This is a genomic window from Streptomyces sp. NPDC024687, assembly GCF_055559055.1.
In genome coordinates, this window is record NZ_JBVHLJ010000011.1 from 225,121 (window position 1) to 246,760 (window position 21,640).

A 21,640-nucleotide genomic window follows, 5' to 3' on the forward strand; every position below is an offset into this window, starting at 1 on the left:
CAGCCGGGGCGGCGGGTTCCGAAGGAACAGCGAGCGGGCCGGGACGGCGGGCCCAGAAGGAACAGTTGTCGGGCCGGGACGGTGGGCTCAGCAGGAACATGCGGCGGCCGGGGCGGCGAGGTCCGAAGCAACAGCCAGCGGGCCGGGACGACGGGCCCAAAAAGAAGCCGGCGGGCCGGGGCGGCGGGCTCAGAAGGCACGGTCGCCAGGTCGAGGCGGCGGAGCACACAAGGAACAGCCAGCGGGCCGAGGCGGCGAGGCCCAGAAGCAACCGCCGCCAAGCCGACGCCGCGGAGCCCAAAGGCAACCACCGGCAGACCGAGGCGGCGGAGCACACAAGGAACCGCCGCCAAGCCGACGCTGCGGAGCCAAAAAGCAACCACCGTCAGGCCGACACTGCGGAACCCAAAGGCAACCACCGGCAGACCGAGGCGGCGGAGCACACAAGGAACCGCCGGCAGGCCGGGATCGCGAGGCTCAGTAGGACCTGAGCCCCATGCTGCGGGCTATGCCGTTGCGCTGGATCTGACTCGTGCCCCCGGAGATCGTGGCCACGATCGACTCCCGGTACCGGAAGCTCATCACGCTCTCCGTCGAGAACCCGTGCCCCGCGCAGACCTGCATCCCGAGCCGCGCGGCCGCCACGTACGTCTCCGAGCCCTTCAGCTTCGCCATCGACCCTTCGCGCGTGCACGGCTTGCCCTGGGCGAGCAGCCAGGCCGCCCGGTAGGCGAGCAGGCGGGCGGAGTCGATCTCGGTCTGCAGGTCGGCCATGGCGTGCGCGAGGGCCTGGAAGTTGCCGATCGGCCGGCCGAAGGCGTGCCGGTTGCGGGCGTAGTCGAGCATCTCATCGAGCGTGGCCTGCGCGGCGCCCAGATAGCCCCCGCTGATGATGACCTTCTCCAGCTCGATGTTGGAGAGCATCACCTTCCAGCCCTCGTCGCGCGGGCCGACGAGGTTCTCCTTCGGCACCAGGGCGTCGTTGAAGAAGACCTCGTTGGTGCCCAGGATGTGCCGGGCCAGTGTCGGCGTCCGGCGCACCTCGACGCCCTCGGTCGCGGGATCGACGAGCAGCAGGCTGATGCCGCCGTGCTTGGGCTCGCGGGGCCCGGTCCGCACGTACGTGGCGATGGTCGTGTCGGGCAGCCCACCACCCGTGCACCACGCCTTCTGCCCCCGGACGAGGAAATCGTCCCCGTGGTCCTCGGCGGTGGTGCGCAGCGCCGCGGCGTCGGACCCGCTGTCCGGCTCGCTGAGGCCGACGGCGAGCCGGTGGCGGCCTGTCATCACCTGCTCGCGGATGAAGTCGCGCTGCGCCTCGCTGCCCCACCGGAACACCGTGATCCCGGGGATGAGCACCCCGATGTAGCACATGGCGACATCGAAGCTGGCCCGCCCGAGCTCCTCGGCGATCAGGATGAGTTCCAGCGGTCCGCCACCGTCGCCGCCCTCGTCCTCGGCGAACGGGAGCGAGAACCACCCGAGGTCTGCCATCCCCCGGAACAGCTCTGGCGGTACGACGCCCTCCTCGTCCCACCGCTTGGCCTTCTCGGCCGGGCACACGTCGGCGACGAACTGCCGAGCCGTCGCACGCAACAGGTCCTGCTCGTCGGTCAGCCCGAAGTCCACGGACACTCCTCGCCAGCACTAGGCTATTCATCTATCTCATTGTTCTATGTTAGCGGATACGAGGCGGCGGTAGTACTACTCCCCCACGGCTACCTGCGCCCCGGGGCCACGGCGTCCGCCGCCCGTGTACGAGGCGGGCCCCCGGTGGTCCCAACAACACCCCCACACGCACCGTCTGGCCGCACTGTCATGTCGCCCCGTGTCCGCCAGAGTCATGGGGGTCGGCGGACACGGCCGACGGATTCACCAGCCGAAGGGGGAAGCAGCATGTCCGAAGCAGCAGGTGGGGCACAGCGCGGCATGGCCCGACGAGGGTTCCTGGCCGGGGCCGCCGCCATGACGGGTACGGCACTTGCGGGCACAGCGCCCGTCGGGACGGCACACGCGACCGGGACGGCGGTCGGAAACGGCGCAGGCACCGGCCCGTTGGCGCTCACCCACGTCACCGTGATCGACGGATCAGGAGCAGCCCCGGCCCCCGACATGACGGTCCTGGTCGAGGGCGGCCGCATCACCGCACTCACCCCGAGCACACAGGCCCGGCTCCGCCCGGGCACCCGCACGGTCGACCTGACCGGCAAGTTCCTGATCCCGGGACTGATCGAGGCGCACACCCACAGCGACGGCCCGGAAGCGGTGATCCCGGCGCTGTACGCGCTCACCGGCGTCACCACGGTCCGGGAGATGCGGGGTCAGCCGATCCATCACGAGTGGCGCGAGAAGATCCGCAGCGGTGCCCTGCTCGGCCCCCGCTGGGTCGTCGGCAGCCCCATCGTCGACGGCGCGCCCTCGCTGTGGGCGGCCGACGTGGGCCCCACCATCGAGGTGCGCGACGCGGCCGAGGCCCGGCGTGCCGTACGACAGGTCAAGCGCGAGGGCGCGGACTTCGTCAAGGTGTACTCCCGCCTGTCCCGCGAGGCCTACTTCGCCATCGCGGACGAGGCCCGCCGCCAGGGCATCCCCCACCTCGGGCACTGCCCCGACACCGTACGGATCGCGGAGGCCGGCGCCACCGGTCACCGCACCATCGAGCACCTGCACGCACTGCTCCTGGCGACCTCACGGCACGAGAAGGAGATACGGCGCCGCCTGGCCGCCGTACGGATCGACCCGCGCGACCCGAGCAGCCTGTCCCGCTACCACAGCTGGTTCCAGCAGGTGCATCCCCTTGAATGGCGGGCGGTGCAGGGCTACGACCCGGAGCGGGCGGACGCCCTCTTCCGCAGTCTGGCGGCCTACGGGACCGCCGTCGTCCCCACGCTCAGCGTGCACCGCACGCTGGAGCTGCCCGACGACGTTCCGTCCCGCGCCGAGGAGTGGAAGTACCTGCCCGCATGGCAGGTGGAGAGCTGGCCGGACCAACTGGCGGCCCTGATCGGTGGCCGCACCCCCGAGCAGGCCCGGCAGATCCGCCGGATCTTCGAACACCGCCTCCGGCTGGTGAGCGAGCTGCACAGCGCGGGTGTACGGCTGGCGGCGGGCACCGACACCGGCACGGGATACCTCGTCCCGGGCTTCGCCCTCCACGACGAGCTGGCGCTGCTCGTGACGGCCGGCCTCACCCCGGCCGAGGCCCTGCGTGCGGCCACACGGGACGCGGCCCGCACCCTCGGTCTGCCCGGCGTCGGCACCGTGGCCCGTGGTCAGGCCGCCGATCTGCTCGTCCTCGACGCCGACCCGCTGCGGGACATCCGCAACACCCGCCGCATCCACGGCGTGGTCGTCGACGGCAGGTGGATCCCGCCGGAGGAACGCCGTCGGCTGCTCGCGGCGGTGGAAAAGGCCGCCGCACAGACCCCGCCGCCCGAGGAGGGGGCGACCATGACGGGCTGTGGCTGCGGCGGACACCCCTGACCGCCAGGCCGGGGAGCGGATGCGCCCGAGCGCCGCTCACCCCGTCTTCCCTCTCGCGGGCGAGAGGTATCAGCGGGTCGTGAGCATCCCTTCACGCAGTCGGGCAATCGTGCGGGACAGGAGCCGGGAGACGTGCATCTGGGAGACGCCCAGGCGTTCGCCGATCTGCCCCTGGGTGAGTTCCTCGACGAAGCGCATGTGGATGAGCTGCCGCTCACGCTCGTCGAGTTGCGCGATCAGCGGGGCGAGGGCGTGGAAGTCCTCCACCAGCTCCAGGTCCGTGTCCTGGGTGCCGATGAAGTCCTGAAGGGCGGCTTCGCCCTCCTCGCTACCGCTGATCGTGGCGTCCAGGGAGGCGGAGTTGTAGCCGTTGGCGGCCAGGCGGGCCTCGCGGACCTCGTCCTCGGGCAGGCTCATCAGCTCCGACAGTTCCCGGACCGTGGGGGTGCGGCCCAGCCGGCTGCGCAGTTCCTCGGTGGCGCGGGCCAGCTGGACGCGGGCCTCCTGAAGACGGCGCGGAACGTGCACGGCCCAGGTGGTGTCGCGGAAGAACCGCTTGATCTCGCCGACGATGTAGGGGATGGCGAACGAGGTGAACTCCACCTCCCGGGACAGCTCGAAGCGGTCGATCGCCTTGATCAGCCCGATCATGCCGACCTGGACGATGTCCTCCATCTCCTCCGGCCCGCGGCTGCGGAACCGACCGGCCGCGAAGCGGACCAGGGACATGTTCATCTCGATCAGCGTGTTCCGGGCGTACTGATACTCCGCGGTGCCCTCCTCCAGCGCGGCCAGCTGCTGGAAGAACAACTTCGAGAGCTCTCGGGCGTCCTTGGGTGCCACCCGGGACGGGTCAGCGACCTCCGGCAGCTCGTCCGTCCGCGTCTGCGCTGCCACCATGCTCCTGGTCGCCATACTGTTCCCCTCCCAGGTCGATCCCGCCGCCACGGCCGGCCGAGCGGCCGACGACGCACCGCTTACCCGCACATCCTGCACCCACTCCTTGATTATCCGACTGAACCGAATTCAAGAATTCCCGCCACCGCCGGCTCCTACTGAGGACGGCGTCCCGTGATGGCGCCGCCCAGGTCGTCGGGGAGTGCGATGCGGGCCGTGATGCGTTTGCCGACCGGCTCCCGCTGCACTTCGAAGCCCTGGGCGACGGCCATGACGATCTCCAGGCCGTGCTGCCCGACTCTGCCCGCGTCAGCGGCCCGGGCCACCGGCAGGACCGGATCGCTGTCCCACACGACCACTTCCACCATGGCGCCGACGATCCGCAACTCCATCAGCACCGGCCCGGGAGCGTACTTGCGGGCGTTGGTAACCAGCTCGCTGACGACCAGCTGCGTCAGATCCATCACGCGCGCGGAGACCGGCAGGCCGTGCTCGGCCTGGACGCGGACAAGGAAATCCACCGCCCGGTGACGCGCCTCGGCGATGCAGGATCCGTCACCGTCCAGTGCAACGGTGTCCTGTATCGCAGACGCACCGGGCATCACGCCGCCCTCACCGTCGGGGACTGATTTCGCCGGGTCCACCATTGTTCCTCCCCCCGTTCACACGCCTGCGCCTACCCCGCACCACGCCTCACATGTCCCGTGAGGACCGAGCAAAGGGCCGCACACGAGTTCGCCGTAGCATCGTGCACAGTATCGGCGCACGATCGCGTCGGTGCTTTGAGCCCCCCCATCAGTGAGCGCAGTCGGCGAGGACACGGTGACAGACACCCATAGAGCAGCCCGGTGGCCCGGCCCGCTGTCGATCGGCCACACCGCCGTCGACGGCATCCCCGTGGTCACCGTGCGCGGCGAGATCGACCACACCGTCAAGGACATGCTCAGCCAGGCCCTGCTGCCCGACGACGGCCCGACGCCGCCGCGGACCGTCGTGGACCTCAGCGGCGTGACGTTCATGGACTCCAGCGGCATCAACGTCCTCGTCGCCACCCACAAGAGCATGAGCGACGCGCAAGGGTGGCTGCGGCTCGCCGCCCCCCAGGCATCGGTGCTGCGGCTGATTGAGCTCGTCGGCCTGGACCAGGTCATTTCCTGTCATCCCACCGTCGAGCAGGCACTGGCCGCCTGACCCACACCCCGTGAAGAAACTGGGTCCACTGCCCGCAAGAGCAGTGAAGAAACCAAGGAAATCAACCGTATGTTCTTGGATTCGCCGGGCACGAGGAGCGACGGAGGTTGATAACTATGGTTCCCCTGCTTCTCGTTCTCCTTCTGGCACTGATCCTCTTCGGCGCGGGCTTCGCGCTGAAGGCACTGTGGTGGATCGCCGTCATCGTCCTGGTCGTCTGGCTGCTGGGCTTCGTCATGCGCTCCGCCGACACAGGCGGCCGCAAGGGACGCTGGTACCGCTGGTAACCCCCACCCATCAGTGACATGCCTGTGGGCTCCGGACGGATCCGGAGCCCACAGGCATGTCCGGACAGCTCATGGCCACCCTGAGAAACTGTGTCACGGGCAGGCCCCGGAGGGTGCACACCAGGTGCAGGCGCAGGCCCCAGAAGAAGCGGCTGTGACTGGCGCAGTACCCGTACTCGGCCCATCCGGCCAGGTCGGAGCGTTTCGCGCAGCCGCTTGTCGTAGCCGGGCCGTCGCATGGCCGCCGTCGGCCGCCACGGAGCGAGATGCGGCGAGTCCCTTGGCATGCTCTGTCTTCACCTGGAGTGCGGCCATGAGGATGTCCAACTGTGTCTTCACACAATGACGTTGGGCTTCCTCAGCTCATGTGCGCACCGGATCGGTCCGCGTCGAGGTGTTCGGCGGGCTTGAACGACGTGTACGAGGCGGCGGCGACGCAAGGGCGAGGACCGCGAAGGCGAGGACCGCGGCCGTCGTCCGGACGGCGTGGGCGATCTGCCAGCGGTCCCGGACCTCGGTCCAGTCGGAGGGCGGGGACTGGGCGTTCCAGTGGAGCTGGTCGGAGTTGATGGGCAGGTTGACGATGAGCGTGAGGCCGAGAACGAAGACCAGGAGCACGAGCGCGGCCACGGTCGGCCGGCGGGTGTCCGTTCGGTAGGTCTGGTAAGCCAGTACCGCGGTGGCGATCAGCGCCGGCAGAAGTGTGGCGACGGCGAGTTTGTCGAGGGCATCGAGTTCGACCAGGCGGACCTGGGTGTAGACGGTGCTGTCGAAGCCGCGCAGCGAGAGTTCCAGGACAAGGACCGACGTGAGGAATCCGGCGAACAGCCCCGCGAACACGAGGCTGACGAAACGGGCGTACTTCGTCATGATCACGTTCTTTCGTGAGGGGTGACCCGGACGGCGAAGTGGTGGGCGGGGCGGCCGAGGCATCTTCACCACCTTGTTGGCCACCGTCGCGGATCGTCGCTCGCTTCTCACCCGCGGCCCGGGTCGTGTGCGTGGCTGGTATTCGTCAGTTCGCGATTCCGACGACCTGCTCGATGCTCTCCGGCTGGTTCACCATGGCCAGCATGTGGTGGGCGACGTCGGCGCGTGGTACGGAGAACCCGCCCCGGATGTTGCGGTTCCAAGCCGTCCGGTACGTGCCGGTCAGAGGCTTGTCGGTGAGCTTGGGTGGGCGCGACACCGTCCATTCCAGTCCGCTGCCGCGCAGGGTCTGCTCGGTGACCGCGAGGTCGGCGTAGTGCCTGCCGAACATCGCCCGGGTCAACGGGACTCCCAGGTAGCGCATGAAGAAGCCGTCGCCGGGATCGTGCCTGGGTGGCGTCGGCCGGCCGGGCACCGGCACCGGTCCGACGGGGGCGGCGCTGACGATGATGATCCGCCGCACGTGCTCGGCCTGCATCGCCTCGACGATCGCGCGAGTGCCACGCGAAGTGATACCCGCGTCCGCGCGCGGGTTTCGCGGGCCGAGCGCGGACAGTACGGCGTCGGCGCCGCGTACCGCCGTGGCGAGCGTCGGCATGTCGGGTCGGGTGAGGTCGACGGCGACCGTCCGGACGCCGTCCGGCAGCTCACGTGGGCGGCGGGCCACGGCGGTGACGTCATGCCCGCCGGCTACCGCCTGCTCGACCAGGTGCCGTCCGATCCCGCCGGTGGCGGCGACGATCGTGAGTTTCATCGGGTTCCTCCCGCGGTGAAGGCGGCGCGGTGGTCCTGCGCCCAGGTGGCGTACGTCCGTGCCGGGCGGCCCAGCAGCCGCCGCACGGTGTCGGTGGTGGGCCCGGCCTCGCGGGCGTAGTCGGCCAGCGAGCCGAGCAGCCGGTCGGGTACCTCGTCGGGCAGGCCGGCGGCGAGCATGCCGCGGCGGATCTCTTCCGGTGCGGTCTCGACGAAGGACAGTGTCCGGTCGAGCGCCGTGCCGAGCGCGGCGACCTTCGCCGGCTGACTCAGCGACTGCTCTCCGGTGAGCAGGTACGTCTGACCGCGGTGCCGCGGGTCGGTCAGGGCGAGGGCGGCCACCGCGGCGATGTCACGCTCGTCGACGGTCGAGGTCCTCGCGTGCGGGTATGCCCCCCGCACGGTCCCGGTCGCCCGGATCTGGCCGGCCCAGGCCAGGGTGTTGGCGGCGAAATCGGCGCAGCGCAGGATCGTCCAGTCCAGGCCGCTGCCCCGGGCGATCTCCTCGACCGCGTGGAACTGTTGCCGGAAGCGTGCGTGCCCGGCCGGGTACTGCACGGTCACGGCGGAGAGTACGACCACTCTTGCCGCGCCCGTCTCGCGGACGCGGGTCAACAGGTCGACAGCGGTGGCACCGGCGGCACGCGGGCTGAGCAGAACGGCCTCCACGCCGTCGAGGGTGGGAACCTTCGCGGGGTGGACGAGCTGTGTCCCCGCGGGGAATTCGGCGTGCGGGTCGCGGGTGACAGCGGCGACCTTCGCTCCCCCCTCGACCAGGAGGCGGACGGTTTCCCGGCCGACGACACCGGTGGCCCCGGTAATCAGGATCATGACTGAACCCCCAGTGGGTGTGTCGATAATCGATCTTGCGCGGTGGATGAGCGCGGTTCATATCGCGGGAAGACGTCACGGGGTTTTACGGGTCTGCTTCACTTCCCGGTCGACGGCCCAGGCGTCGGCGACCGGGCCGAGGTGGCTGAGCTTGTCGGGGTTGATGACCGCGCGGATCGTTTGGATCTGCCCGTCGAGTGTGTCGAGGGCGAGGATGTGGAGGATTTTGCCGTCGCGGTCGCGGAAGAGCGCGCCCGGCTGACCGTTGACCTCGTGCGGTTCGAACGTGATGTCGATCCGGGCCATGAGCGGGTAGACGGTGGCGAGCAGCCTGGCCACGTTCTCGGCGCCGGTGACGGCTCTGGCCAGTTGCGGTGCCTTGCCACCGCCGTCCCCGATGAGCTGGACGTCGGCGGACAGCAGATTCTGCAGTCCGTCCACGTCTCCCTGCGTCAGTGCCTCGAAGAACCGCCTCGCGAGTTCCTGCCGCTCCTGGCGGTCCGCTTCGAACCGGGGCCGTCCCTCGTGCATGTGCCGGCGTGCCCGTACGAGCAGCTGTCGGCACGCGGTCTCCGAGCGCCCCACGGCGGTGGCGATCTCGTCGAAGCCGAAGGCGAAGACCTCGCGGAGCACGAACACCGACCGCTCCAGCGGACTGAGCCGCTCCAGGAGCAGCAGCGCCGCCATCGACACCGAGTCGGCCAGCTCCGCCGCGCGGGCCGGGTCCTCGTACGGATCGTCCAGCAGCGGCTCGGGCAACCACGGTCCGACGTACTTCTCCCGCCGCACCCGGGCGGAGCGCAGCACGTCGATCGCGATCCGGGTCACCGTGGCTGACAAGAACGCCTTGGCCGACACGGGCCGGGTTCTCGAGGCGTCGTAGCGGAGCCAGGTCTCCTGTACCGCGTCCTCCGCCTCGCCCACGCTGCCCAGGATCCGGTACGCGATCGAGAACAGCAGCGGCCGCAGCTCCTCGAACTCCTCGACCTTGCCCACGCCGACTCCCCCTTAGCTGTCTGTGTGCCCGGCCGGACTCGTGCCGGCGAGGCATCTTTCGAAGATCATCCGATGTGTGGTCCCGGAAAGTCTGACCCGGGCCACGGGGCGGTGGCGGTTCAGTGGAACTGGCCGACCTGGTAATCGCCGGCCGGCTGCTGGGTGATGATGTTCAGCCGGTTCACCGTGTTCATGAACGAGACCAGCAGTACGAGGGCCGTGAGCTGCTCCTCGTCATAGTGCTGGGCGGCACGCGCCCACACCTCGTCGCTGACCCCGGTGGCCGCGTCCGCGACCCGGGTCCCCTGCTCCGCCAACGCGAGCGCGGCGCGTTCGGCCTCGGTGAAGACCGTTGCTTCCCGCCAAGCCGCGATCAGGTTCAGCCGCACCGGGCTCTCGCCGGCCGCGGCGGCTTCCTTGGTGTGCATGTCGATGCAGGCCGCGCAGCCGTTGATCTGGCTCACGCGCAGCGCTACCAATTCCTGCGTCGTAGCCGGCAGCGGCGATTCCTTCAGCTCCCGGCCGACCGACATGAAGTACTTGAGCGCCTTGCCGGCGATCGGGCTGGCGAAGTAGTTCAATCGCGCGTCCATCGTGTGCTCCTCCACGTTCGTCGATGCCTTCACCCTCAAGACGAGGCGGCCGCGACGCCTGTGACATGACACGGTGTGACCCACGTCTCTCCGCTGATGGCTCCCTCGTTTCGGGTACGGAAGTCCTCGATCAGGGCGTTGACGGTGAACGTCGCGCTGTGGACCACCGCTGGGGTGCTCGCCGCTGTCTGCCTGGTGGGCAGCTCCAAGATGTTCGTGCCGCAGGAGAAGCCGGCCGCGACGGGCGGCGTGGTCGAGCTGCTGGCTGCGGTGGGCCTGTTTCTGCCCGCGGTGCTCGACATCGCGCCGCTGCTGGTGCCGCTGGCTGTCACGGGTCTCGTTCTGCTGTTCGCCTGCGCGGTCACCATGCGTCTGCGCCGTGGCGAGAAGGCCACGATCCCCGGCGACCTGATCTACCTCGCCCTTGCCGCCTTCATCGCATGGGGCCGTTTCGGCCCCGAGTCCTTCACCGGCTGACCACCGGCGCACATCAGTCGAGCGCCGAAGTGCCGGGCACACTCCAGGTCGTACCGATACACCTACCAGCCAACGGAGTTGGCTACGACGTCACTCCAGTGCCGGCCAGGCTCGGCGTCCGGCGGCGGTGTGCTTTGCACACGAACTCCTTCACCTTCGCGTCTTTCGGCCGCCGAGGTGGAGCGGGCGCTCCGCCGCCGACGGCCCCACCCTCCGCGCCCTGGCCCGGACTGCCGCCGCCCTCCGCCCCTCTCCATGTGACAGCGGACGACGGGCAGTTGATGGTCGACGCTGCTGGACGCCAGGCCGAGCCTCGGCAACTGAGAGGCGTCCGCACACCGTCAGCGCCTACCTGACGGTGTTCACCCGAAGCCCCCCGGACCGCGCAACGGGAGCGTCCGACTGAGGACGAGGTTGGTGGTGGTGCTCCCGAACTCGGCCAACTCGTCGACGATCTCCTCCAGGTGGGCCATCGACGTGGCCACCACCTTCATGACGTAGCAGTCGTCTCCGGTGGTGCGAAGGCACTCCAGGATCTCCGAGCGCTCCTCCAGCAGCCGGCGCAGCGGCTGGTGCCGGGTTCCCGGCCCCGGGTACTTGAGCCGGACCACCGCCATCACCGGGTAACCGGTCCGCTCCGGGTCCACCTCCGCCCGGTACCCGGTGATCACCCCGGCCTCCTCGAGCCGACGTACCCGCTCCTTGGTCGCCGACGCGCTCAGGTTCACCCGCCGCGCCAGCTCGGTGAACGGGATCCGCCCGTCCCGTTGGACTTCTGCCAGGATCGCCCAGTCCGTCACGTCGAGACTCACGGTCATACGCCCATTCTACCGGCGGATCCACGGCCGAACTGCCCCTGAACAGGCGGGAATCCCTTCTGGCGACCCGTACACCCTGCCTAGGGTTGGGCCCTATGAAGATCGGAGTGAACGTCCCCAATTTCGGCCCGGGCACCGACCCCGGAGTGTTGCGAAGCTGGGCCCAGACCGTGGAGGGCCTGGGCTTCGACCTACTGATGGTCTCGGACCACATAGCCATTACGCCGGATGTCGCCGAGCGCTACCCGGCCCCCTTCTACGAGCCCTTCACCACCTTGTCGTGGCTGGCCGGCCTCACCACCCGTATCCAGCTCGGCACGACGGTCCTCATCGCTCCCTACCGGCACCCGCTGCTCACCGCCCGAATGGCGGCCAATCTGGATGAGTTGAGCGGCGGCCGGCTGATCCTCGGCGTGGGAGTGGGCTGGGCGCGGCAGGAGTTCGCCGCCCTCGGCATCCCGTTCTCACAGCGCGGACAGCTGACCGACAGTCACTTGCGGGACATTCGGGCCGCCTGGAAGGACACCGCCTCGTACGGAGACCGCCGGATCCCGGTGTGGGTCGGCGGCAACAGCGACGCGGGGCTGCGCCGGGCCGTACGACTCGGAGACGCATGGCATCCGCTGCACCCCACCATGCCGTGGCTGCGCGAAGCCGCAGGCAGGCTGAAGACGTACGCGGACGAGCAACACCTGCCCGTGCCCGCACTGGCTCCCCGCATCGCCCTGCGACTCACCAAGGAACCGGTCGACGGAGCGGGACGGCCCGCCGGTGAGGGCACCATCGACCAGATCATGGACGACCTCGACCAACTGCGGCTGCTGGGCGCCGAGTCCGTCGTCCTCGACACCTACCAGGGCGACCCCCACGCGACATGTCACCCGCAGGCGGCCTGGCAAGCCCTCGCCACCGTGGCCGCGCGCCTTCTCCCGCCCAACACCCCACCCCGCACCACGAAGGAGCAGTCATGACCACACCCGACGACCACACCCTCCTCCGACGGGCCATCTCTCTCGCGGCCAAGGCACGCACGAGCGGCAACCCGCCCTTTGGATCTCTGTTGGCAGGACCGGACGGGACGATCCTGGCCGAGGAGCACAACACCACCCTCACCGACAACGACGTCACCGCACACCCGGAACTCAAATTGGCGAGGTGGGCCGCAAGAGAACTCGACGCGCAGACGGCGGCAGACACCACCATGTACACCAGCTGCCAGCCATGCGGGATGTGCGAGGCCGTCATCCAATGGGCAGGACTGCGGCGAGTGGTGTTCGCCCTGTCCAACGAACAGCTCCTGGACATCAGGCCGGGCAGCAGCCGACCGCCCGTGCCGCAGGACGGCCCCGCGCTGCTCGACGAGGTACGGGCCGCAGTCGAGCCCTACTACCGCTGACCGCCGGGCCGAGGGCAGAGCCCGCCACCGGTGGAACGCACCTGGGTGCGCTCGCCCCTCCTGCGCACCAGGACGCCCAAGGGCTAGTCAGCTTCCAGATAAACGACAAGACAGGCGCCGCTCAACACGGAGGCACCAGCGACGACATCTCTTCAAGGCCTTCGCCGTGCGCGACGGCAGGCTGATCACTGGTCAGCAGCAGTACTCGGCACGCAAGGTCGCACAGCTCGTGATCGAGGCACTCGGAGTCTGACGGGCGGGGCGCTCGCCCGGGGAGCGCCCACGTGTCGGGCCACTACTCAGCCGCGCTATGAAATGGCATCGCTTCCAAGCTGCGGGCGTGCGTTCGCGCTGTGCACCGGCGCTCATGCGCCCTCCTGCCTGCCGTTGCCCTGCGGCCGCATCAAAACGGATGCTGCCTCCGCATGTATTCGAGAGTAAAGCGGAGGCAGCATCCGGTCAAATGGGCGGCCCGAGCGCGGAGCCGACCATGCGAGCTGCCCAGGCATTCCAGCGTGCCCTTGTCCGGTCCAGGACGTCAGGGGGTGAGCTGCTGGTGCCCTATGACGGAGAGCAGTTCGAGCTTGCTGTGGCTCTCCGTGCCGGGGCGGGTGGTCAGCACGACCAGGGTCTGGGCGCGATTCTCGGTGTAGAGGAGCTGAGCGTCGACGTCGATGCGGCCGAGTTCGGGATGCAGGACGGTCTTGCAGTCGCCGTAGCGGGCGACCTCCTGCAGTTCCCACATGCGGACGAACTCGGGGCTGTGTTCCTGGAGTTCGGCGAGGATCCGGGCGGCTCGGGGGGTGTCGCTGCCATTTGTCAGCGCGGCCCGCAGGCGCGCTGCCTGGGCCCGGCCGTGACCTTCGTGGGTCTCCTCGGGGTACACAAGACGCTCGGCCGGGTCCATGAACCAGCGGTAGAAGCCGCTGCCGGCCAGACCGGTGTGACGGGTCTGGTCGCCGAGGAGGGCGACGGCCAAGGGGTTCATGGCGAGGGTGTCGACCAGGTCGGTGGTCACCAAGGCGGGGGTGTCGTCCAGGCTGTCCAGGACCCGTAGCAGGGTCGGGCTGACGTGTTCGGAGCGGCGGAAGCGGGCCGGGGCGTTGTGGCCGATGAGGGCGAAGAGATGGTCGCGCTCGTCGAAGGTCAGCCGTAGCGCCCGGGCGAGAGCCGCGGTGATCTGCACGGAGGGCTGCGGAGCACGCTGCTGCTCCAGCCGGGCGTAGTAGTCGGTGGACATGCCGGCGAGCTGGGCGACCTCCTCACGGCGCAGGCCCTGGGTACGCCTGCGCGGCCCCTCGACCAGGCCGACGTCGCCGGGGCGCAACGTCTCACGCCGACGGCGCAGGAATTCGGCCAGTTCCTTCTTGTCCATGGCCCCATCCTCACCGCATCCCGCCCGGCTATCCAGAGACCACCGATCCATGGCTACGCCCTCCTCTCCCACCCCGCGAATGCGCCCGACGGCCGACGCCGAGGTGCGCGCAGCAAGGAGCCCGCGGGGAGTTGTTCCACGTCGGTCACCACAGGTCGGTCGACTGCTGAGCACGGCGAGGACGTCGTCGTAGGAACCGTTGGCCACCGGGCTTCTTACGCAGCAGGTCGAGGGGCTCGGTGAGGAAATCGTCGACCGGGCTCACCAGCCTGCCACTCTGACGTGCCCGGAAGCCCCCCGGGCCGCTCGGCGCGAGGCGCGCGGTCATCGGCCCGGGCTCAGAGCACGGTGAGGAGCCCCTCGCGGAAGCTGCTGCGAGGGGCTCCTGACACACCTGACCTCATCCGTGCACGTGGGTGGCGGCCAGGATGTGCTGTCGGTGGTCCGCCCTCAGAGTTCGAGGCCCGTATCTTCGGCCAGCGTTTGCAGGAGGCGGTCCTGGAACGCTTCGTCGTGCACTGCCCGGTGCGGCTGCACTCGCTCGCCGTGGTACCAGTACCCGCCGGCGGTCAGGGCCTGGGGGTCATCGCTGGAGGCGAGCCACTCCTGTGTGCGATGCCCGAGCTCCAGGTCGTCCGGTGCCCCGGGACCGCCCATCTTGGTCGGCACCCAGCCCGGATCGACCGCGTTGCTGAACACACCGGGACGCAGCCGGGCCACGGCGGCAGCGAGCGCCGTGACGTACAGCTTGCTGTCGGGGTACGAACCCGCGCTCTCGCCACGCCAGTCGACGCCGTCCAGCCGGGGTTGTCCACCGAAGTGCGAGTCGCTGCTCAAGTAGACGAGCCGTCGCGGTCCGCGCAGCAGGGCCGTGAGCAGGTACGGGGCGATGATGTTGACCGGCATGACCGCCGGCCCGCTCCACACGCCGGCGTTGTGGATGACCGCATCCAACGGGCCGGCGTCGTTCAGCTCGGCGGCGATGCGCCGAACGGCATCCCGCTCCGTGAAGTCCCCCGTCACGAGGTGCGCCCCGCGCTCCACCAGCGCGGCCAGGCCCCCCGCCCGATCCTGATTGCGAGCGTGTACGACAACGTCGTGGCCTTGGGACAGCAGCGTGTCCGCGGCGGCACGTCCGAGACCGTCCGCGGAACCGGTCACCAGGATGCGGCTCATGAGCGCACCGCCCCCGGGGCCCACCCCGTTCGGGCCTGGCCGCCGGACACAGGCACCGGTGCGGTGCGTGCAGCGGCCTCCAGCCCGGTAACGCCGCCAAGCGCTCGGACGGTCGTCGGGTCCTGCCTGCCGGCGTCGCCGCTGACGTCGTCGTGAATCTGTGTGCCTCCTCGCACGGGGCGTCTCCCTTCGATCACCGCACTCGCGGACTTGATGCCCCCTACCCTCCCCCACCCGACCCGATCAGCCTCCTTCACTGAGCTCTCACTTGCGGGCAAAGACACCAAGGGACGGCCAAGGGAAAGCAGGGGGGACAAGACTCTCCCTGTCATGCGTGACTCCCGTGGTGCAAGACTCGTCGCGTGATCAGCCGCCCTGTCGAGGCGAGCGATCACCCCAGTCTCCCGCGGTGGCGTCGATCTCCGTGCCTGGCCTTCCGCTGGTGTGCACGACTGATCCGTCCGTGATGCAAAGGCGAACGCATGTCCTCTGAACTCCCTGAATCTGCTGTCTCTCCGCCCACCGGAGGCGGTGAGTCCACCTCGGGACCCAGTCGGCGCACCGTCATCGCCACCGGTGTCGCGGTGGGCGGTGTCGTGGTCGCTGGAGGATCGTTCCTGGCCGGTGCCGAGGAGGCGACCGCCACGGGAGCGGCCCCTTCCAGCCGTGTCTCCTTGACGGTGAACGGCACGCGTCGGACGGTGACGGTCGACAATCGCACCTCGCTGCTGGACCTATTGCGCGAGCACCTCGACCTGACCGGGTCGAAGAAGGGCTGCAACGCGGGGGCCTGCGGGGCGTGCACCGTGCTGGTCGACGGGCAGCGGGTCAACTCCTGTCTGACCCTGGCGGTCCGGCTGGAGGGTGCCGAAGTCACCACCATCGAGGGACTGGCCGAGGGGGATCAACTGCACCCGCTGCAGCAGGCGTTCATCGACGAGGACGCCTTCCAGTGCGGCTACTGCACCCCGGGCCAGATCCTCTCCGGGGTGGGCTGCGTCCAGGAGGGCCACACCAATTCGCCGGAGGAGATCCGGGAGTGGATGAGCGGCAACATCTGCCGCTGCGGCTGTTACGTCAAGATCGTGCGCGCGGTCGAGCAGACCGCCGCCCGCAAGTAAGGAGCGGCCCCATGCACCCCTTCACCTACACCCGCGCCTCCGACACCCGCGAAGCCCTCAACGCCGGGCGCGCGGGCGGCCGTTACATCGCCGACGGCACCACGCTGGTCGACCTGATGCGCGAGACCGTCGAGACCCCCGACAGCCTGGTCGACATCAGCACCCTGCCCCTGAGCGAGATCACCGTCACCGCGGGCGGGGGCATCCGCATCGGCGCCCTGGTCCCGATGGCCGTGGCCACCGCCGACCCCAAGCTGAACTCCCTCTTCGCGGTGGCCGCCCAGGCGCTGCGGGGCGCCTCGGCGCAACTGCGGAACATGGCCACCATCGGCGGCAACATCATGCAGCGCACCCGCTGCACGGCCTGTTCGCGGTGCGGGGTGCTGCCGGGGGCGACAGTGGCGTGCGGCCCGTCAACGCCGACGTCCCCGAGATCAAGGCGATCTACCTCGACGGCGAGGACAACGCCGGCAACCTGCTGGGCGTCAAGGGGCTCGGCGAGGTCGTCCAGGTCGGCGTGGCGGCGGCGATCGGCAACGCGGTCTTCAACGCCACCGGCCGCCGGATCCGCCAACTGACCATCGCCGCAGAGGCGTTGCTCTGACACCTCCGCCGCCACGGACCGGTCCGGCAGCCGAACCCCCGTACGTCTGCCGGATCCTCCCCGGGCCGCCGCCGCGCACACGCCCCCGTCGGCGCGGTGGCAGCCCGCCCACCTTCTGCGACAGCGACCGTCTGCTCTGGAGCCCCCATGCTGAACATCGCGGACACACTGCACCGCCGGTTCCGCGAGGAACGCCCCTTCGCCCTGGCCACCATCGTCGACGTCACGGGCAGCGCACCCCTGCCCATCGGTACGTCGGTGGCTGTGTACGAGGACGGCAACGCCGTCGGCAGCATCTCCGGCGGATGCGTCGAGGGTGCGGTGTACGAACTGTGCCGACAGGTGCTCCAGGAGCAAGGCGCTCCACAGCGTGCCCGGTTCGGCTACTCCGACGACGACGCCTTCGCCGTGGGACTGACCTGCGGTGGTGAACTCGACGTGCTCGTCCAGCGCATCGACCCGGCGGCCCAGTCGCATCTCGGCGCGGCGTTCGCCGAGGCGGTCGGGGGCCGGCCCGTTGCCGTCGCCCAAGTCGTGGACGCGCCAGGGGAATTGGTCGGGGCCACTTTGAGTGTCATCGGCGACAGTTGGATCGCCGACAGTGCGCTGGGCGACGGGCCGACAGGCCGGGTGGTGGCGGACCTGGCCACCTCCCAACTGCGCACCGGGCGCACCGCACTCCGCGCGGTCGGTGGACACGCCGGCACCTGCCCCGAGAGGCTCTCCGTCCTCGTCCACGCGGCAGCCACCCGCCCCCGCATGCTGATCTTCGGCGCCGTCGACTTCGCCGCCGCCCTGGCCCAGGCAGGCCGGTTCCTGGGCTACCACGTCACCGTGTGCGACGCCCGCCCCGTCTTCGCCACCCAGGCACGCTTCCCGCACGCCGACGAGGTCGTCGTCGACTGGCCCCACCGCTACCTGGCACGAACGGCCGTGGACGCCCGTACCGCCGTCTGTGTGCTCACCCACGACGCCAAGTTCGACATCCCGCTGCTGCGGCGGGCACTCGACCTGCCTGTCGGCTACGTCGGCGCGATGGGCTCCCGGCGCACCCACGAGGAGCGTCTTCTCCGGCTGCGCGAAGTCGGCGTCACACAGGAGCAGTTGGCCCGGCTGCGGTCCCCGATCGGCCTCGACCTCGGTGCCCGTACCCCCGAGGAGACGGCCATCTCCATCACCGCCGAGATCATCGCCCACGCCGGCCGGGCGAGCGGCTTGCCTCTGGCCCGGGTCAGCGGCCCGATCCACCCCGTTCCCGACGCAGTGCCGGAGACAGCGCGGCACGGGGCAGGAACGGCCTCGGGAACACGCTGATCGACACCTATGACCGGCAGGCCACCGACCTGCGGGTCTCGCTGACCGACCGGTGCAATCTGCGGTGCACCTACCGCATGCCCGAGGAGGGCCTGCAGTGGCTGGCCAAGCCCGATCTGCTCACCGACGACGAGATCGTGCGCCGTTGCAGGGGAAGGTTGGCGTGGAGTGTCCGGGTCTGCATGGTGTGGTCGGCGGCGTTCGGGCGAGGCCGGCAGCCGGGAGTTCACCGCAGGAGCGGCCCGCACACTCGGCAAGGCGGCGCGGGCCACCGTATCCCGCAGCAGCCAGGTGATGCCCGACGCACGGGCGATGCCGCCGGCGGTGGGCGTCGGCGGAGGACTGTCCACTCCGGCGCGTGCCGGTCATGCCACGGGTGTCACTGCGCCCAGGGCACACGGACCGGCGCTTTTCGGGGCGTGCTCCGGCCCGGCCGTGTCAGAGGGGCATAGGAGCTTCCCCGCTCAACTTGTCCCTGGAGGCGTTTCCGGCGAGCCGAGCCAGTACGGGCCCCCCGTCTCGCCACGCGTCAGCGAGCGGCCCCGCCGGCCGCCGGGTCGGCGGGTGAGGCGGAGCCGCCGTCCAGGAACTCACGGATCGCGAAGCCCGCCAGCACGATGACCGTGGTCCACACCACGACCATCGTGGTCGGGTAGGTCCAGGTGAACAGGACGATCGCGGCGACCACCAGGATCGCGACCCCGATCCAGCGCTTGAAGCGGTGCACGAACCGCCCGACCGCCCCGAGTCGAAGTCCTTCGGAGGCCGCCACGTCGCGCAGAGCGCCGATGCTCCTGCGGCAGCCGTTGCGGACGAGGACGGCGATCCGGGACGGGCCGCTGAGGAAGGCGCCGACGGCGACGATGAGGGCGACGGCGCCGAGGGCCCGTACACCGGCGCGCAGGAACCTGATCAGCGCGTCGTACACCGCTCCGGCGGCGGCCGGGGACGCTCCGGAGGGCAGATGGTCGAGGTAGATGTCCCGGAAGACGGTGAGGGTGATCCCGAGGACCAGCATGGCCAGGAACACCGCCAACCCGGCCCCGACCAACGCGTGCCGGCGGTTGAACGCGGTGTACACCCCCGCAGCGGCCACGAGCAGGGCGATGAGGGGCAGCCAGCTGCCCAGGATCTCCAGGACCCTCATATAGGTCTTGATCTTGCCGATGTCCTTCGACTGGACCACCACGAAGTCCGTGTGGACGTCCGGGATCTTCGCGGCAATTCCGAGGCCGGCGCCGACCAACCGCTCCTTGACCTGGTCCACGATCGGTGCCACGTCGATGGCCACCTCGTCGTTCTTCAGCGAGACGGCGCCGCCGCCCTCGCCCGTCAGGGCCTTGTCGACGGACGAGTGCACCCTGCGGTTGGCGTCCACCCAGACCTTCTCGAAGGCGCTGCTGCTGACCACCCGCTCCACGGTGCCGCTGACCAGCTGCTTCAGGCCGCTCGCGATCGGCCCGTCCAGATTGCCGACCAGCTGGGCCGCTTTCGGCGGCACACCCTTCTCCGACACGGCGTCCTGCAACTGTTTGACCAGCACGTCTACGTCGATCTGCGCCAGCACCACGTCGGTGACCCGGTTGGTGACGGCCTTCTGCACATCCGGATCCGACGCCAGCGGTCCCACCGTGGCGACGTAGCGGTCCGTGTCCCGCACGATGCTGTTCGCCCAGACCGCGATGACGGACAGCAGCGACAGCAGCGCAGCGAGGAGGATCAGCAGGACCGAGCCTGTGGACCGTAGCCAGTGATGGCGCGCCGCCTGCGGGCGAGCGGCACTCTCCAGGGCGCCGACCCGGTGCCGCAGTTCATCGAGTTCGATGCGTTCCCGGGCCGAGAGCTGCTCGTCGCCTTCATTGCTCATGGACACAAGAAGATCGGCACGGTGCAGCACACGCGACCCGTGTGCGCCCGACGGGTGAGCCCCGCACGAGGTGCGATCGCCGCGGTCGGGTGATGCAATGGCAAGGGGAAGACAGCCACAAGCCCAGAAGGTGACGCCGTGAGCGACACATTCGACGAAGTCGACACATCCGGCGCGATGGGACCGATCGACTATCTGGTCGTCGAGTTTCCCGGCAACCGAATGACCGGCGAGGGCTTCCCCCTCCTGGTCGATCTGGTGGACCGCGGCCTCATCCGGATCCTCGATCTGACGTTCATCAGGAAGGACGCCGACGGATCCGTGACCGGCCTGGAGATCGGCGATCTCACCGGCGACGGCGAACTCGATCTGGCTGTCTTCGAGGGAGCGTCCTCCGGCCTGCTGGGCCAGGACGACCTCGTGGAAGCAGCCGCCGCCCTGGAACCCGGCAACTCCGCCGGCGTCCTGATCTACGAGAACCTCTGGGCCGCGCCGTTCGCCGCCGCCCTGCGACGCGGCGGCGCCGAACTGGTCGCCTCCGGACGGATCCCCGTGCCCGCGGTCCTGGCCGCCCTGGACGCGGCGGAAACCGCGCCCTGAGAGCGGGGGCAGGGGGAAACGAGAAGGGAGATCACCATGCCTGGACTCCTCCGAGGGGTTGCCCGCACGGCCGTCGTCGCCGGAACCGCCACCGCCGTATCGAACCGCGTATCGCGCCGCCAGCAGGGGCGATGGGCGGCACAGCAGCCCGCGCCGCAACCGGCGTACCCTGCCGAGTCGCCCGCGGCTCAGCAGGCCCCCGACATGACCAGCAAGATCGAACAGCTGAAGCAGCTTGACGAGCTGAAGACACGGGGCGTCCTCACCGAAGCCGAGTTCGAGGACCAGAAGCGCAAACTTCTGGACTCCTGACCGCTCCTGCGGGGGCGGGCCTGTCTGAGCGATGAGCGACAAACCAGGTCGACGCGGAGCAGTGCGGCGCCCGATCATGTGTTCATGCCACTGAGAGAGACCCTTGCCCGAGTCGATGCAGACCTGGCTGCCGGCCGGGTTCCCGTCGCGCGCCAGCGTTTGCGCGGTCTCGTCTCGTCCTTCCCGTACGACCTGACGCTCCGTCGGCGTCTGGCCGAGGTGTACCGGCTCTACGGCGATGCCGCCGAGGCCGGACGCTGGATGTACCTCGAAGAGGACCGCCACGCCGACGAGACCGTCGCCTTCGAGGCGCGGCACGAGTCTCCTGCGCGGCGGATGAAGGCTCTCGTCTGGCGCGGCCCCGAGGCCATGGCCGCCACCTCCTTCGCGGAGCGGCAGCTGGTCGCCGTGCGGACCGCCTGCGCCGAGGAGCTGGGGCGCCCCGTCGACTGGGACGACCCCGCCTCCTACCGGGACGGCCTGCGGGAGACGTACGAGGAGACGCCCTCCGAGCCGTGGACGGCCGGCGGCGTGCTGGCGGGCGTCGGCTGCCTGGTGGGGGCCCTTGCGTTCCTCGCGATCTGGGTCAATGGAGTGGTTGCCCTCTTCGACTGACTCG

General features: G+C 69.8%; 23 protein-coding genes and 4 pseudogenes. 14 read left to right on the plus strand and 13 right to left on the minus strand.

Translation table 11 applies throughout. The features are described 5' to 3' along the window. Window positions 1–477: 477 nt before the first annotated feature. The gene (locus tag ACZ39I_RS34990) at window positions 478–1,629 is read right to left on the minus strand and encodes an acyl-CoA dehydrogenase family protein (protein ID WP_467248934.1); all 1,152 of its coding nucleotides are present in this window, start codon (window positions 1,627–1,629) and stop codon (window positions 478–480) included. A gap of 267 nt (window positions 1,630–1,896) precedes the next feature. Between ACZ39I_RS34990 and ACZ39I_RS34995 the strand changes: the two genes are divergently transcribed. After that, window positions 1,897–3,483 (plus strand): amidohydrolase family protein, encoded by a 1,587-nt coding sequence (locus ACZ39I_RS34995; protein WP_467248935.1) that lies wholly within the window; start codon window positions 1,897–1,899, stop codon window positions 3,481–3,483. 69 nt (window positions 3,484–3,552) lie between these two features. On the opposite strand, the gene ACZ39I_RS35000 is transcribed toward ACZ39I_RS34995, so the two are convergent. Both ACZ39I_RS35000 and ACZ39I_RS35005 read right to left on the minus strand, forming a co-directional pair. Then, window positions 3,553–4,398, minus strand: a complete 846-nt coding sequence (locus ACZ39I_RS35000) for an RNA polymerase sigma factor SigF (RefSeq protein WP_467248936.1) — start codon at window positions 4,396–4,398, stop codon at window positions 3,553–3,555. Window positions 4,399–4,535: 137 nt separating this feature from the next. Next, a complete protein-coding gene (locus ACZ39I_RS35005) occupies window positions 4,536–5,027 on the minus strand; it encodes an ATP-binding protein (protein ID WP_467248937.1) in 492 nt (163 codons plus the stop codon). A gap of 175 nt (window positions 5,028–5,202) precedes the next feature. Here ACZ39I_RS35005 and ACZ39I_RS35010 point away from each other — a divergent pair, with 175 nt between their 5' ends. Further along, window positions 5,203–5,571, plus strand: coding sequence for an STAS domain-containing protein (locus ACZ39I_RS35010; RefSeq protein WP_467248938.1), 369 nt, complete (start codon window positions 5,203–5,205; stop codon window positions 5,569–5,571). A 116-nt stretch (window positions 5,572–5,687) separates the two neighbouring features. Continuing rightward, window positions 5,688–5,858, plus strand: coding sequence for a DUF5670 family protein (locus ACZ39I_RS35015; protein WP_030933194.1), 171 nt, complete (start codon window positions 5,688–5,690; stop codon window positions 5,856–5,858). Between the two features lie 94 nt (window positions 5,859–5,952). On the opposite strand, the pseudogene ACZ39I_RS35020 reads toward ACZ39I_RS35015, so the two are convergent. From ACZ39I_RS35020 to ACZ39I_RS35045, 6 genes and pseudogenes are all read right to left on the minus strand, one after another. Then, window positions 5,953–6,066: pseudogene (locus ACZ39I_RS35020) on the minus strand (IS982 family transposase); the annotation flags it as partial. A gap of 155 nt (window positions 6,067–6,221) precedes the next feature. After that, window positions 6,222–6,728, minus strand: a complete 507-nt coding sequence (locus ACZ39I_RS35025) for an anthrone oxygenase family protein (protein ID WP_467248939.1) — start codon at window positions 6,726–6,728, stop codon at window positions 6,222–6,224. 145 nt (window positions 6,729–6,873) lie between these two features. Continuing rightward, window positions 6,874–7,542: an NAD(P)-dependent oxidoreductase gene (locus ACZ39I_RS35030; protein ID WP_467248940.1), complete on the minus strand. Its 669-nt coding sequence runs from the start codon at window positions 7,540–7,542 to the stop codon at window positions 6,874–6,876. Continuing rightward, window positions 7,539–8,372 (minus strand): NAD(P)H-binding protein, encoded by an 834-nt coding sequence (locus ACZ39I_RS35035; protein WP_467248941.1) that lies wholly within the window; start codon window positions 8,370–8,372, stop codon window positions 7,539–7,541. Before ACZ39I_RS35035 ends, ACZ39I_RS35030 begins: the two co-directional genes overlap by 4 nt. Window positions 8,373–8,447: 75 nt before the next feature. Beyond that, the gene (locus tag ACZ39I_RS35040) at window positions 8,448–9,368 is read right to left on the minus strand and encodes an RNA polymerase sigma-70 factor (protein WP_467248942.1); all 921 of its coding nucleotides are present in this window, start codon (window positions 9,366–9,368) and stop codon (window positions 8,448–8,450) included. A 119-nt stretch (window positions 9,369–9,487) separates the two neighbouring features. After that, window positions 9,488–9,961 (minus strand): carboxymuconolactone decarboxylase family protein, encoded by a 474-nt coding sequence (locus ACZ39I_RS35045; RefSeq protein ID WP_467248984.1) that lies wholly within the window; start codon window positions 9,959–9,961, stop codon window positions 9,488–9,490. 144 nt (window positions 9,962–10,105) lie between these two features. On the opposite strand from ACZ39I_RS35045, the gene ACZ39I_RS35050 reads away from it, so the two are divergent. Beyond that, window positions 10,106–10,438: a DoxX family protein gene (locus ACZ39I_RS35050; RefSeq protein WP_467248943.1), complete on the plus strand. Its 333-nt coding sequence runs from the start codon at window positions 10,106–10,108 to the stop codon at window positions 10,436–10,438. Window positions 10,439–10,800: 362 nt separating this feature from the next. On the opposite strand, the gene ACZ39I_RS35055 is transcribed toward ACZ39I_RS35050, so the two are convergent. After that, window positions 10,801–11,256, minus strand: a complete 456-nt coding sequence (locus tag ACZ39I_RS35055; protein WP_467248944.1) for an Lrp/AsnC family transcriptional regulator — start codon at window positions 11,254–11,256, stop codon at window positions 10,801–10,803. A 95-nt stretch (window positions 11,257–11,351) separates the two neighbouring features. Here ACZ39I_RS35055 and ACZ39I_RS35060 point away from each other — a divergent pair, with 95 nt between their 5' ends. After that, window positions 11,352–12,227: a TIGR03619 family F420-dependent LLM class oxidoreductase gene (locus ACZ39I_RS35060; RefSeq protein ID WP_467248945.1), complete on the plus strand. Its 876-nt coding sequence runs from the start codon at window positions 11,352–11,354 to the stop codon at window positions 12,225–12,227. Next, window positions 12,224–12,652 carry a nucleoside deaminase gene (locus tag ACZ39I_RS35065; protein WP_467248946.1) on the plus strand — a complete coding sequence of 143 codons (429 nt, stop codon included), beginning with the start codon at window positions 12,224–12,226 and terminating at the stop codon, window positions 12,650–12,652. The genes ACZ39I_RS35060 and ACZ39I_RS35065 overlap by 4 nt, the downstream gene beginning before the upstream one ends. Before the next feature lie 538 nt (window positions 12,653–13,190). Here the strand turns inward: ACZ39I_RS35065 and ACZ39I_RS35070 are convergent. Both ACZ39I_RS35070 and ACZ39I_RS35075 read right to left on the minus strand, forming a co-directional pair. Continuing rightward, the gene (locus tag ACZ39I_RS35070; RefSeq protein ID WP_467248947.1) at window positions 13,191–14,027 is read right to left on the minus strand and encodes a helix-turn-helix transcriptional regulator; all 837 of its coding nucleotides are present in this window, start codon (window positions 14,025–14,027) and stop codon (window positions 13,191–13,193) included. Between the two features lie 450 nt (window positions 14,028–14,477). After that, window positions 14,478–15,203 (minus strand): SDR family NAD(P)-dependent oxidoreductase, encoded by a 726-nt coding sequence (locus ACZ39I_RS35075; RefSeq protein ID WP_467248948.1) that lies wholly within the window; start codon window positions 15,201–15,203, stop codon window positions 14,478–14,480. A 482-nt stretch (window positions 15,204–15,685) separates the two neighbouring features. Here ACZ39I_RS35075 and ACZ39I_RS35080 point away from each other — a divergent pair, with 482 nt between their 5' ends. From ACZ39I_RS35080 to ACZ39I_RS35100, 5 genes and pseudogenes are all read left to right on the plus strand, one after another. After that, window positions 15,686–16,324: a (2Fe-2S)-binding protein gene (locus ACZ39I_RS35080; RefSeq protein WP_467248949.1), complete on the plus strand. Its 639-nt coding sequence runs from the start codon at window positions 15,686–15,688 to the stop codon at window positions 16,322–16,324. A gap of 11 nt (window positions 16,325–16,335) precedes the next feature. After that, window positions 16,336–16,686 (plus strand): annotated as a pseudogene (locus ACZ39I_RS35085) (FAD binding domain-containing protein); the annotation flags it as partial. A 47-nt stretch (window positions 16,687–16,733) separates the two neighbouring features. Further along, window positions 16,734–16,928 (plus strand): annotated as a pseudogene (locus ACZ39I_RS35090) (xanthine dehydrogenase family protein molybdopterin-binding subunit); the annotation flags it as partial. 147 nt (window positions 16,929–17,075) lie between these two features. Beyond that, window positions 17,076–18,242, plus strand: a complete 1,167-nt coding sequence (locus tag ACZ39I_RS35095) for an XdhC family protein (RefSeq protein ID WP_467248950.1) — start codon at window positions 17,076–17,078, stop codon at window positions 18,240–18,242. After that, window positions 18,239–18,385 (plus strand): annotated as a pseudogene (locus tag ACZ39I_RS35100) (GTP 3',8-cyclase MoaA); the annotation flags it as partial. The gene ACZ39I_RS35095 and the pseudogene ACZ39I_RS35100, both read left to right, overlap by 4 nt. A 386-nt stretch (window positions 18,386–18,771) precedes the next feature. Here ACZ39I_RS35100 and ACZ39I_RS35105 read toward each other — a convergent pair. After that, window positions 18,772–20,109 carry a hypothetical protein gene (locus tag ACZ39I_RS35105; RefSeq protein ID WP_467248951.1) on the minus strand — a complete coding sequence of 446 codons (1,338 nt, stop codon included), beginning with the start codon at window positions 20,107–20,109 and terminating at the stop codon, window positions 18,772–18,774. Between the two features lie 177 nt (window positions 20,110–20,286). Here ACZ39I_RS35105 and ACZ39I_RS35110 point away from each other — a divergent pair, with 177 nt between their 5' ends. The 3 genes from ACZ39I_RS35110 (at window position 20,287) to ACZ39I_RS35120 (ending at window position 21,636) form a co-directional block, all read left to right on the plus strand. Next, a complete protein-coding gene (locus ACZ39I_RS35110) occupies window positions 20,287–20,709 on the plus strand; it encodes a DUF6325 family protein (protein WP_069764702.1) in 423 nt (140 codons plus the stop codon). Between the two features lie 36 nt (window positions 20,710–20,745). Beyond that, on the plus strand, window positions 20,746–21,021 hold the full coding sequence (locus ACZ39I_RS35115) for an SHOCT domain-containing protein (RefSeq protein WP_467248952.1): 276 nt from the start codon (window positions 20,746–20,748) through the stop codon (window positions 21,019–21,021). Between the two features lie 84 nt (window positions 21,022–21,105). Continuing rightward, window positions 21,106–21,636 carry a DUF6584 family protein gene (locus ACZ39I_RS35120; RefSeq protein WP_467248953.1) on the plus strand — a complete coding sequence of 177 codons (531 nt, stop codon included), beginning with the start codon at window positions 21,106–21,108 and terminating at the stop codon, window positions 21,634–21,636. The last annotated feature ends 4 nt before the right edge of the window (window positions 21,637–21,640 follow it).